Annotated in this window: 8 protein-coding genes; 2 read left to right on the forward strand and 6 right to left on the reverse strand. The window is 62.5% G+C overall.

Annotation, left to right across the window (positions count from 1 at the left end):
• Nucleotides 1–64: 64 nt before the first annotated feature.
• Nucleotides 65–502, reverse strand: a complete 438-nt coding sequence (locus ACO6VD_RS17575; RefSeq protein WP_045188968.1) for an Lrp/AsnC family transcriptional regulator — start codon at nt 500–502, stop codon at nt 65–67.
• A 130-nt stretch (nt 503–632) separates the two neighbouring features.
• On the opposite strand from ACO6VD_RS17575, the gene ACO6VD_RS17580 reads away from it, so the two are divergent.
• On the forward strand, nt 633–1,538 hold the full coding sequence (locus ACO6VD_RS17580) for a DMT family transporter (RefSeq protein WP_422420910.1): 906 nt from the start codon (nt 633–635) through the stop codon (nt 1,536–1,538).
• On the opposite strand, the gene ACO6VD_RS17585 is transcribed toward ACO6VD_RS17580, so the two are convergent.
• Nucleotides 1,525–2,217 (reverse strand): alpha/beta hydrolase, encoded by a 693-nt coding sequence (locus ACO6VD_RS17585; RefSeq protein WP_400173677.1) that lies wholly within the window; start codon nt 2,215–2,217, stop codon nt 1,525–1,527. The genes ACO6VD_RS17580 and ACO6VD_RS17585 overlap by 14 nt on opposite strands.
• Nucleotides 2,218–2,350: 133 nt before the next feature.
• Here ACO6VD_RS17585 and ACO6VD_RS17590 point away from each other — a divergent pair, with 133 nt between their 5' ends.
• Nucleotides 2,351–3,274, forward strand: coding sequence for a class I SAM-dependent methyltransferase (locus ACO6VD_RS17590; RefSeq protein WP_422420912.1), 924 nt, complete (start codon nt 2,351–2,353; stop codon nt 3,272–3,274).
• 93 nt (nt 3,275–3,367) lie between these two features.
• Here ACO6VD_RS17590 and ACO6VD_RS17595 read toward each other — a convergent pair whose 3' ends face one another.
• The 4 genes from ACO6VD_RS17595 to ACO6VD_RS17610 all read right to left on the reverse strand — a co-directional run bounded on the left by ACO6VD_RS17595 (nt 3,368) and on the right by ACO6VD_RS17610 (nt 9,579).
• Entirely contained in the window at nt 3,368–4,831 is a 1,464-nt protein-coding gene (locus tag ACO6VD_RS17595) for a PepSY domain-containing protein (protein WP_422420914.1), read from the reverse strand.
• A 10-nt stretch (nt 4,832–4,841) separates the two neighbouring features.
• Nucleotides 4,842–7,010: a TonB-dependent receptor gene (locus tag ACO6VD_RS17600; RefSeq protein ID WP_422420915.1), complete on the reverse strand. Its 2,169-nt coding sequence runs from the start codon at nt 7,008–7,010 to the stop codon at nt 4,842–4,844.
• Nucleotides 7,011–7,109: 99 nt separating this feature from the next.
• Complete coding sequence (locus ACO6VD_RS17605) at nt 7,110–7,496, reverse strand: DUF2946 domain-containing protein (RefSeq protein ID WP_400172686.1); 387 nt, start codon at nt 7,494–7,496, stop codon at nt 7,110–7,112.
• A gap of 43 nt (nt 7,497–7,539) precedes the next feature.
• A complete protein-coding gene (locus ACO6VD_RS17610; protein ID WP_422420917.1) occupies nt 7,540–9,579 on the reverse strand; it encodes a mechanosensitive ion channel family protein in 2,040 nt (679 codons plus the stop codon).
• Nucleotides 9,580–9,704 lie beyond the last annotated feature (125 nt).

The raw sequence follows: 9,704 nt of genomic DNA on the forward strand, positions 1-9,704 counted from the left end.
CCCCGCGATTGCGGTGTGTCAGACAAATCGCATCGCGGGACAAGCCCGCTCCCACCGGGGGGAATCATGCCATAGGGGGTAATCGTCGCTTGACCGGCGTTTTCTTCACGATTGCGGTGTTGGTCTCGGCATGGCTGTTGAGCTTGTCCAGCACCGTATCCAGCTGCTCCATCGAGCGCACATGCAAACGGGCGATAAAGCAGTCATCACCGGTGACCTTGTCGCACTCGGTGAACTCGGGAATGGCCATGATCTGCCGTTCCACTTCCTGCAGCTGACCCGGCAACGGCCGCACGCGGACGATAGCCTGCAACTGATAGCCAAAGCAGCGCGGGTCAATCTCGACCGTATAGCCTTTCAGTACACCCCGTTCTTCGAGGCGGCGCAGGCGTTCGCTGACGCTTGGCGAGGACAGGCCGCTGAGTTGTGCCAGGGCTTTGAGCGAGCGGCGTGAGTCTTCCATCAGCGCCTTTATCAACAACTGGTCGATATCGTCGGTCATTACGGCCTCGTTAGGCAGATTGCGAAATTTGCCTTGATAGTAAAGGTGTCTCTGCAGTTTAGCCTGTTTAATCCACTGGAGCGGCGCGTGCCTGGCTCGCATAATTTAGCCATCGTTCAGGAGGTGAGTGATGGACAGTTCAATACGCCGTGGTTCGCTGGAAATGGTCGCCGCGATGCTGATATCCGGGACTATTGGCTGGTTCGTGCTGGTGTCCGGGCAGCCGGTGCTGGATGTGGTGTTCTGGCGCTGTGTGTTCGGCGCAGCGACCTTGCTGCTGATCTGCCTGGCCATGGGCTTTCTCAAACCCGGGATACTGACCCTGATGACCTTCGCCCTGGCGGTGCTCAGCGGCGTGGCAATCGTCGGTAACTGGGTGTTGTTGTTCGCGTCCTATTCGCGCGCTTCGATTGCCATCGGTACCGCGGTTTACAACGTCCAGCCGTTCATGCTGGTCGGGCTGGCGGCGGTGTTTCTCGGCGAGAAAATCACCGTGCAGAAGTTGTTCTGGCTGGCCCTGTCGTTTATCGGCATGTTGGCAATTGTCAGCGCCCACGGCAGCCAGGGCGGCAGCGGCAGTGACTACCTCTTGGGGATCGGTCTGGCCCTGGGCGCGGCGTTCCTCTATGCAGTGGCGGCGTTGATCATCAAGCGCCTGAGCGGTACGCCCCCGCACCTGATTGCGCTGATCCAGGTGTGCACCGGCGTGTTGCTGCTGGCGCCCTGGGCCAATACCTCCGGACTGCCCAGCGAGGCAGGTGCGCTGGCCTCGCTGGTTACGCTGGGGATTGTTCACACCGGGGTGATGTATGTGCTGCTGTACGGTGCGATCCAGAAGCTGCCGACCGCGTTGACCGGGGCGTTGTCGTTCATTTACCCGATCGCGGCGATCTTCGTTGACTGGTTTGCCTTCGACCACCGTCTGGAACCGCTGCAGTGGCTGGGTGTGGCGACGATCCTGCTGGCCGCCGCCGGTATGCAGCAAGGCTGGTGGTTCAAGCCGCTGGTCAAGGCTGCCGAGGTCAAGCCGGACTGAGCGCCGCGCGGTCGATCAGGGCTGCTACCTCGGCAGCCCTGGAGGCCAGCGAGGCATGGCTGGCGTCCAGGCGTAACACCTCTTTCGGATTCATGCGTCTGGACATCATTTCCTGATTGGCCGGGGCGATCATCCGGTCATGGGTGGAGAGCTGATACCAGGTGGGTTTGTGCTTCCACGCCGGGTTGCTGATGGTGTCGCCGAAGGTGCTGGCCAGCGGCGCTTTCTGGGTCACGCTCATGACCAGCCCTTCGTCCTTGCTCAGGTCCTGGCAGAAGCTCTCATGCAGTTTGTCCGGTTTGATCCACAGATAGCCGTCCGCATCCGGCTGCAAGTTGGCGGCGGCCTCGGGCACATTCTGTGCGGTAATACCGCCCGGGCTTTCACCCTCGTCAGGGGCGAAGGCGGCGATGTAGACCAGGCCGGTGACATTGGGCAAATTGCCCATCTGGGTAATCACCGCACCACCGTAGGAGTGACCGACCAGCAGCACCTTGCCGGGAATGGAGGCAACCATCTTGCGCGTGCGCTCGGCGTCATCGGCCAACGACGTCAGAGGCATCTCCACGGCGTGCAGGTCACGGTAACCCAGGCGTGACAACTCGAGGATGACTTTGCTCCAGTGGGCGGCGCCGCCCCAGAAGCCGTGGACCAGAACAATGCTAGGTTTTTCGCTCATGGTGGTTGTCCAGCAAATGAGGGTGGGATTGGCAGTGTAGATGCTCCCGGCGCTTTCGGCTGGCGTAGCGGTTGCGCTGCCGAGGGAGCCTGGTCAGGGTAGAATAGGCGGCTTTCCCGTATTGAATCTGCCCATGACTTCTGTGATCGACACCCTTCAACACCACCTGCTTGCGGCCCTTGACCCGGCGCCGAGCGAAACCCGTCGGCTGTTCCATGGTCGCGGGCGCTGCTGGCCGGGACTTGAGCAGATCACCGTGGACTGGTTGCAAGGCGTGTTGTTGGTGTCGCTGTTTCGCGAACCACCGGCCGGCCAACTGCCGGAGTTGGAGAAAATGCTGTTGGCGCTGGCCGAGGCGCCTTGCTGGAGTGGGCAGGCCATGCTGATCCAGCATCGCTATCTGCCCGACAGCCCTGGACAGTGGCTGCTCGGCTCGCCGAGTGAGCACTGGCTGATTGATGAAGACGGCCTGCGTTATCAGCTTGATCTTGGCTTGAAGCAGAACACCGGGTTGTTCCTCGATATGCGCTACGGGCGGCGTTGGGTGCGTGAGCAGGCGGCGGGCAAGCGCGTGCTCAATCTGTTTGCCTATACCTGTGGTTTCTCGGTGGCGGCGATTGCCGGTGGCGCCGAGCAGGTGGTCAATCTGGACATGGCGCGTTCGGCATTGAGCCGCGGGCGCGATAATCATCGGCTCAATGGTCACGAGCTGGGGCGGGTGAGTTTCCTCGGGCATGAACTGTTCAAATCGTGGGGCAAGGTGCGTAAGTCCGGGCCTTATGATCTGATCATCATTGATCCGCCGACCTTTCAAAAAGGCAGCTTTGTGCTGACTCAGGATTACCGCAAGATTTTGCGGCGCTTGCCGGAGTTGTTGACTGATGGCGGGACGGTGTTGGCTTGTGTGAATGATCCGGCTATCGGGCCTGAGTTTTTGATTGAGGGGATGGCCGAAGAGGCGCCGGATCTGGTGTTCGTCGAGCGTTTGGCCAACCCACCGGAGTTTCCCGATAACGATCCGGCGGGCGGTCTCAAAGCGCTGGTGTTCCGCCTGTAGGAGCGGATTCACCGGTCCGGCGTCCCGGTAAATCCGCTCCTACAGAGGCTGGCATCTCTCGCGCTTCTCTGTGGGCGCTACGCTGGTCCCGAACTATTTGCGTATCCGCCGCCATCCCAACACCACACCACTGACGCTGAGAATCAGTCCTCCTACGCTGAAAGCGATCATCCAGATATCCCACAACGGCCGCCGCTGCAGCAAAGGCAACCAGTCCCAGCTATGCAACAAGGCAAACAACCAGCGCGAGGCCCGTTTTGGTTGGTCCAGTGCGCTCAGGACTTCACCGGTGTAGAGGTCCAGGTGCAGCCAGGTCTGTTGCGGGTCATCGAAGCGCACACGCAATACGGGCAGGCGCTTGTCCAGATGGCCGAGCATGCTCTGCTCAGCACGGGCGTAGTAGTAGAAGTCGTAGGATTCCAGCTGTTCGCTGCGCAGGTTTCCTTGCGGCACAATCGCCTGTGCAGCACGCTCCAGCACTTCCTTCAGCAGGCGGTTGTGCACTTGTCCGTCGCTCATCGATAACACACGGGTTCGACCCGCGCCGTCATGACCGATCACATAACCCTCACCACCGATCAGGCGCCACTCCAACTCCCGGGCATCCAGACCTTCCTCAGCAAAGCGCGAAAGCGCCCGGGCTGCGGAAACCGGAAAGGCCGGGGCCTGCAGCGGTCCACCCTGATAAGCCGAGGTGTCCAGTGGCGTTGCGCTACTGAAGATCCGCCAAGGGTTCATCGACATCAAACCACTGAAGATCCAGGTGATCGCCAACACTCCGAACAGCAAGCCGCCGATGTGGTGCCAGCGGGCAAAGCCTCGATAGGGTGAACGCGAGCCGCTGCGGTAGGGGCTGCGGATTCGCCAGCGCAATACACCGATCACGGCCCCCAGTACGGCCATGGCAGTGGCCGTCAGCGACAGGTAGATCACCAGATTGCTCCACCAGCCATCCAGTCCGACGCCACGCAGCGGGTACAGCCAGTGCAGCCAGGCGCCGACCAGGTTCCAGCCACGTTCCAGCGCGCTGGCATCGCGGACCACTTCGCCGGTTTGCCCGGAGATGTACAACAGGGTGCCGTCGGCATCGGCAAGCTGTACCCGTTGCAAGGGACGGTCGGCATCCAGGGCGCGGGAGTGGCTCCAGAGGTCCTCCTGCACCGCCCCCTGATAGCTCAATGGTGCCAGGGGATCGTACTGACGGGCCGCGGCCAGGGCCTGCTCGCGGGCGCTGAAGCCCTCGCGCAACCCGGTGCGGGCATCAACTGCGACATTGCTGCGGCCCGGATAGCTGAACAGGTAGCGCGGCTCGCCGCCCACCGTACTCAGGCGAATGCTCGCCGGGGCCCGCTGCGGGTCGGCGGCGTCGATGGCAGCGGCCAGGTCGACGCAGCAGTCCTGCAGGCTCAGCACCGGTAGATGGGCCAAGTGCTCCCGCGGTGTCAGCTTGGGGTAGCCAACGTAGAGCATGACCACACCCGAGAAAAACCACAGGGCCATGAACAGGCACAGGCCGATGCCCAACCAGCGGTGCCAGAGGTACAGGTAACGTTTCATCGTCGGCGTCCTAGAAGCGCGTCTGCACGGCCAGTTCCAGGGTTCGTGGCGCGCCGAGGTAGAGCATGCTTGATGAGGTCCAGCGCGCGTACACCTCGTCGGTCAGGTTGCGTACCCGGGCGGTGATGCGCGTGTCTTCATCGACCTTGTAACCGGCGAAGGCGCCGAAAACGGTGTAGGCCGGTGCATGGCGGGTGTTGGCTGCATCGGCGTACACCGACGACACATAGCGGCTATCGGCACCCACCTGCCAGCTGGGGTCGATGTCGTAGGTCAGCCACAGGTTGGCGACCCGCGCGGGGATGTTGGTCGGTGTGTTGCCCTTGCGCGAGACGCTGGTGCCGCTGACGTTTTCGTTGAACTCGTCGTACTGGGCATCGACGTAGGCGAAGTTGCCTTCGGCCAGCAGTTGCGGGGTGACGCGCAGCGACGCTGCCAGTTCGATGCCGCGCGACGATTGCTTGCCCACCGGCTGGGTGACGCCGGGGTTGGCCGGGTCGGCGGTGGCCAGGTTCTTGCGTTCGATGTGGTAGGCGGCAACCGTGGCGGCACCGCGGCCGTCGAGGAAGCTGAACTTGCTGCCCACTTCGATCTGCTTGCCGGTGCTCAGGTCAAAGTCGCGTACCTGGGCGAAGCTTGCGGTGGTGAGGATACCGGCGGGCGGGTCGGCAGCGGTGCTGTATTGCACGTAGACGTTGGCGGCGGGCGTCAGTTCATAGACCAGGCCAACGCGCCCGGTGGTGGGTTCGTAGATGCGCTTGAAGTCACGCGGGTTGTTGGCATCGACAGTGCGGTAGTTGTGCACCTGCAGGTCGATGTGGTCGTGGCGCAGGCCGGTCAGCAGCGACAGGCGATCGGTCAGTTGCAGGCGGTTTTCGAGAAACGCCGCCCAGGTGTCGACGGTGTTCTGGCGGTTCTTCTGGTAGCCCGGCACCATGCCTTTGAGGTCGTAGAAATGACCGGGGTCGAAGTTGGCCGGGTCGACGCTGTCGAACACCCCGGTCACCGAACGTGGATAGTTCATCTGCACGTTGTGGCTGTAGTCCACGCCTGTTGACCACTGGCTGTTCAGGCCGAACAACTGGCCCTGGTGCAGCAGCTCAAGGCGGTTGCCGTTGAGCTCCTGGTCGTGACGCTGCAACAGCGCGTTGGAGCGGTTCACCTTGCTGTTGTCAGCGTTGTAGGCGTAAGTCTCGAGGTTGCGGAAGTTACGTTCGGTGTTGTAGTGGTAGAGGGTGTTGCGCAAAGAAGTGTCGTCGTTGAAGCGGTACTCGGTGATCGAGCGCAGCCAACGTACCCGCTGCTCATAGCGACCGTCTTCGACGTTGTAGTTCTCAAAGCGCCGGCTCTCGTCGACCTTCATTTCACCGCCCAGCGGGTTGAGCACCGGGCTGCCCCAATACGGGCTGTCGACGCTCTCGTTCTGGTACTCCAGGGCCAGGGTGTGGGACAGCTGGTCGTTGATGTCGGTCAGCAGCGAGAAGGCCACACTCCAGGCATCACGCTGTTCGCGGTCAACGTAGCCGTTGCTGTGGGTGTGGCTGAAATCCAGGCGTGCATAGTTGCGGATGCCGTCACCTTCGTTGAGGGCATGGTTGAAGCCGAACGAGGTCTCGCTGCTGTCGTAGGAACCGTACTTGATGCGGCCTTCGTTGAAGTTCTCGTCGCGGCTGGCCAGTTTGGTGATGTAGTTGATCGAGCCGCCCACGGCGCCCGCGCCAAACAGAAAGCTTGAGGGACCGCCGATGGCTTCGACGCGGTCGTAGATCCAGCTGTCGACCGGGCGCGCGGCTATCGAGTCGTACTGCACGCTGATGCCGTTGAACAGTTGAGTGATCTGCGCGCCGGAAAAGCCCCGGTACGCCACCGAACCAGCCGAGCCGGGTGGCGAGGCAGCGGTCATGCCCGGCACACCGGCGAGCATGTCCTGAGTGGTCTGGGCGCCGCGCTGTTCGATCTGCTTGCGGTTGACGATGTTCACCGACGCCGGAGTTTCCCGTGGAGTCAGACCCAGGCGTGAGCCGGTCTGCGAAGGGGTGTCGAGGAGCACACCGTCGTCGGCGTCTGCGCGACCCTCGATGCGCAGGTCAGGCAAGGTCAGCGGCGCTTCGGCCGCGGCGTTCATGGACAAGGCGCACAGCAGCGCCGCGCAACCGGAAAGGCGATAGGAGTAGGGCATGGAACGAACTCTGGAAATTGAGCCAGCGGCCAGCGGCGCCTGTCACACAGGAGCAGCGAAAAGGCCGGTTACCGGCAGCCACGCAGGCTGCCGCAGGGATCAAGCCAGAAGCGGGGAGGCGCGAGGATTGGCCGCAGGCCAGCAGTAGCGTGGCGGGGCTTTGCTGCGCAGTTCACGGTGATAGCGCCGGGTGCGTGCAGCCGCCAGCAGCCAGCCAATGACCAGCATCAGGCCCAGGCAGACCACCGCTGCAGCGCACACCGGACAGGTTTGCATGCTGTCCCAGCCAGAAACCGACTGGTCGCTGAAGTCGCTTTTCAACGTCGGCCCGGCGCTGCCCATGGCCGAACAGTAGGCGCCGCCAACACCGTTGAGTTGCAGGCCGGCCATCTGCCCGTGACCAATACCGCAGGCGAACAGATTGAACAGGACACAGAAGTACAGGGTCCAGGCAATCAGCGGGCGGTTAGTGGGCGAGGCATTCATGGGCGCGACTTTATCACCGATCTCAAGGGGCTAGAAAGCCGAATCAGGCCTGGCCATCACTCACCCGCGCGGGCGGTGGATTGTACTGGGCGAAGCTGACGTCGTCGGTCTGGTCCACGCGCTTTTTCAGGCGCTCGTTGAAGGCACGGTTGACTGCGTACTGCCCACCCGAGGTAGTGCGGAACTGCGCGGTCAGGGTGATGCCGTTGAGGTTCATGCTATCGACCCCGAACACTTGCAACGGACCTTGCAGGCTGTGGCGCAGCATCGGGTCTTCGCTGATCGAATGACCGACTTCGCGGATCAGTTTCAAGGCGCTGTCGATGTCGGTCTCGTAGCTGAACTGCACCGAGAAAAAGGCGTAGGCAAACTGCCGGGACTGGTTGGTGACCGCCTTGATCTGGCCGAACGGCACCGAGTGCACGAAGCCTTTGCCGTCGCGCAGGCGCAGGGTGCGGATGGTCAGGCTTTCGACGGTGCCGGCGTGACCGGAGTCGAGTACCACCCAGTCGCCAATGGCGATGGTGTCTTCGATGAGGATGAACAGCCCGGTGATCACGTCCTGCACCAGTTGCTGGGAGCCGAAGCCGATGGCCAGGCCGACCACCCCGGCACCGGCCAGCAGTGGCGCAACGTTGATGCCCAGGTTGGCCATGGTGGTGATGGTGCAGATCACCACCAGGATGATCTTGATCGCGTTACGCAGCATCGGCAGGATGGTCCGCACCCGCGTACTCGGTTGGCGGGCCGCGCGGCGTCCGACCGTAGGCTTGAGCGCCTCCTGGATGGCGGTGTCGATCACCACCCAGAGCAACCAGGTGACCAGCAGGATCAGGCCGATGCTGCTCAACGAGTCGCTGATGGCGCGGCCCAGGCTGTTGCGCAGGGCGAAGTCGAGTACCGAAAAGCCCCAGATGCGCCCCAGCAACACAATGAACGCCACCGCGATGGCAATGCGCAGCAGAGCCCGCGCCAGGTTGCGCAGCAGTTCTTTGTACGGACGCAGGCGTTGCCGGGCATCTGCCTGCTCCTGGTGTTTGAACATGTGTTGAAACACGGTGCTGAGGAACACCGTGCCGATCAGCAGGATCGAGGTCAGCAAGGCTTTTTGCAGGGCGCGCTGGCTCTCTTCGCCGGCGCCGATCAAATGGATGGCCGACACCAGGATCATCATCAGGATCGGCAGGAACCACAGTGCCGAGAAGATCCTCAGAGTTTCTTGCACGGCACGGTGTTGCAGGCGGTCGGGCAAGGCGCGGTTGCGGATCAGGTGCGCTACCGGGCGGCGCAGCTTGATCACCAGCACGGCGAAGGCCAGGGTTGCCAGCAAGCCGGTCACCGCGGCGACGCTGCTGGTGATGTTGCCACCCAGATGCCGGGCGATCTGCGGGCTGGTCAGGGCATCGCTCCAGGCGGCCAGAAAGCCGATCAGAAACAACGGCCGTGGCGCCATCCGGCGAATGATGCGTACCGCAGTGCGTTTGTGCCCGGTGTCGAACAGGGTGATCAGGCAGAGGATGATCGAGGTGGAGAAAATACCGCTGCTGGTGGCGTAGGCCAGGCTCATGCCCAGCGCGCGGCCTGCCGAGAGTATGAGGAAGTGACTGATGTACAGGGTGATGATCAGGCTGGCCAGGGCGGGCAAGGTGTACACCAGCAGGTACTTGATCACGCGGCTGGGGCGCGGTCGCTCACGTAGCAGACGTGATTGACTGCTGGACCGCGAGAGCAGGCGGCCGAAGTTGGTGAGCAGGGCAAAGGCGAGCAGCCAGGTGATGGTCAGCAGGGCGAAGTCGCGCCACAGTTCCAGAGAGCTGAGCCCCGATGGCTGGTTGACCAGCACATCGACCTCATCGGCCGCACGATCGGCGCGCAGGCGCCAGTTATCGATCAAGTGATTGTCGACGTTCAGCTCCTGGCTGACATCGTCCAGGCCATCGGCAATAGCACCGAGCAGACCACCCTGAACCACAGGTTCGGCAGGTTCTGTCGATTTGCTCGCCCCAGGTAGCAACGGGGCGGCGGTCGCCAGCTGGAGGCTCAGCAGGCAACCCAGCAGGAGGGCGAAGAGGGATCGGGTCACTGGATACTCCTTGAACCGTGGATGACGGAAAGGGTAGTCAATGAACGGATCAAAGGAGGTGAAACGATCGCGGGGGAAATACTCCCCCACCAATATGTTCTCTGGGTGAGGGAGTGGTCACCCGC

The sequence above is a fragment of the Pseudomonas sp. GZD-222 genome (assembly GCF_049310525.1).
Classification (GTDB): domain Bacteria; phylum Pseudomonadota; class Gammaproteobacteria; order Pseudomonadales; family Pseudomonadaceae; genus Aquipseudomonas.

Coding starts and splice junctions, on each gene's coding strand:
- ACO6VD_RS17580 (WP_422420910.1), top strand. CDS start 633: ATGGACAGTTCAATACGCCGTGGTTCGCTGGAAATGGTCGCCGCGATG.
- ACO6VD_RS17575 (WP_045188968.1), bottom strand. CDS start 502: ATGACCGACGATATCGACCAGTTGTTGATAAAGGCGCTGATGGAAGAC.
- ACO6VD_RS17590 (WP_422420912.1), top strand. CDS start 2,351: ATGACTTCTGTGATCGACACCCTTCAACACCACCTGCTTGCGGCCCTT.
- ACO6VD_RS17600 (WP_422420915.1), bottom strand. CDS start 7,010: ATGCCCTACTCCTATCGCCTTTCCGGTTGCGCGGCGCTGCTGTGCGCC.
- ACO6VD_RS17595 (WP_422420914.1), bottom strand. CDS start 4,831: ATGAAACGTTACCTGTACCTCTGGCACCGCTGGTTGGGCATCGGCCTG.
- ACO6VD_RS17605 (WP_400172686.1), bottom strand. CDS start 7,496: ATGAATGCCTCGCCCACTAACCGCCCGCTGATTGCCTGGACCCTGTAC.
- ACO6VD_RS17585 (WP_400173677.1), bottom strand. CDS start 2,217: ATGAGCGAAAAACCTAGCATTGTTCTGGTCCACGGCTTCTGGGGCGGC.